This window comes from Saccharomonospora iraqiensis subsp. paurometabolica YIM 90007, assembly GCF_000231035.2.
GTDB classification, from domain to species: domain Bacteria; phylum Actinomycetota; class Actinomycetes; order Mycobacteriales; family Pseudonocardiaceae; genus Saccharomonospora; species Saccharomonospora paurometabolica.
In genome coordinates this window covers 30,326-31,988 of the sequence record NZ_KI912234.1, presented here as the reverse complement: position 1 = coordinate 31,988, position 1,663 = coordinate 30,326, and the positions used below count along the sequence as shown (strand labels likewise).

At 70.7% G+C, this 1,663-nt stretch carries 1 protein-coding gene; it reads right to left on the bottom strand.

From position 1 onward, the window contains the following. On the bottom strand, window positions 1-1,663 hold a 1,663-nt coding region (locus SACPADRAFT_RS27100), incomplete at both ends, for an acyltransferase domain-containing protein (protein ID WP_040924256.1).

Here is a 1,663-nt window from a genome sequence, read left to right as displayed (position 1 = left end):
CGGAAGGCCGGGCCGTAGTCGAACCCGGCCGCGGCGAACGCGGCGTAGACCGCGTCGGCCTCGACGGGGATCGGCTCGGCCCCCGGCGGCGGCCACACGGGGTCGGCTGCCGGAACCTCGGGAGCGGCCGTGGTGAGGACGCCGGTCGCATGCTCGGTCCACGACGCACCCGAGCACGAGGGCCGGGAGTGGACGGCGAGGTGCCTGCCGCCTTCGGCGTCCGGCTCCTCCACCGTGACCTGGACGTCGAGTTCACCGTGGGCGGGCAGGACCAGCGGTGTGGTGAGCAGCAGCTCCTCCACCTGGGCACACCCTGCCTCGTCGGCGGCGTGCAGGGCGAGTTCCAGCATGCCCGTGCCGGGGACGACGACGCGGCCGCTGAGGGCGTGGTCGGCGGTCCACGGGTGGGAGCCGACACCGACGCGGCCGGAAAGGACGAGTCCTTCGCCTCGGGCGAGGTCGACGGTGGTCGTGAGAATCGGGTGGCGCCCCGCCGCGCCGCCCCGCCGGGGCGCGTCGAGCCAGTACCGCTGGTGCTGGAACGGGTAGGTGGGCAGCTCGACGCGTTCCCCGTCGGGAATCACCGCGGCCCAGTCCGGCGTCACGCCGTGCACGACGGCCTCGCCCAGGGAGAGCAGCATCCGCTCCAGGCCACCCTCGTCGCGCTTGAGCGAACCCACCGCGACCACATCGTCGGGCAGGGACATCGTCAACACCGGATGCGGAGAACACTCCACGAACGTGCCGAACCCGTCCGCAGCCAGCGCGGTGACAGCGTCGGAGAACCGGACGGTCGAGCGGAGGTTGTCGAACCAATACCCGGCATCCATCCCCGAGCCGTCCTCAACCTCACCCGTCAGAGTCGAATGGATCGGAATCTCACCCGCACGCGGCCGGACCGGCTCCAACACCGCCAACAACTCATCCCGCAACTCATCGACCTGCGCCGAATGCGAGGCATAATCCACCGGAACCCGCTTCGCCCGCACACCCTCGACCTCACACGCCGCGACCAACTCGTCCAACGCGGCAGGCTCCCCCGACACCACCACCGCACCAGCACCGTTCACAGCAGCAACCGAGACCCGCTCACCCAACGGCGCGATCCGATCACGCACTCCGGCCTCACCCAACGCGAGCGACACCATCCCGCCACGACCCGCCAACCGCCGCAACACCCGCGACCGCAAAGCCACAACCCTGGCGCCGTCCTCCAGAGACAACGCCCCCGCCACCACCGCAGCCGCGATCTCACCCTGCGAATGCCCCACCACAGCGTCCGGCTCGATCCCCCACGACCGCCACACCTCAGCCAACGACACCATCACAGCCCACAACACCGGCTGCACCACATCAACCCGACCCAACAAGTCGGCATCGTCCAGCACATCGGCCAAAGACCAGTCCACGAACGGCTCCAACGCCGCCGCACACTCCGACAACCGCCCCGCGAACACCGACGACTCCGCAGCCAACCCCCGCGCCATCCCCACCCACTGCGAACCCTGACCCGGAAACACGAACACCGTCCGACCCGGCTCCCCCACCGTGCCCTCCACCAACAACGGGTGCGGCACACCGTCGGCCAGCGCGGCGAGTGCGTCCGGGCTCAGCGCCACGGCCCGCCGGTCGAAGGCGGTACGCGTGGTGGCCAGCGAATACG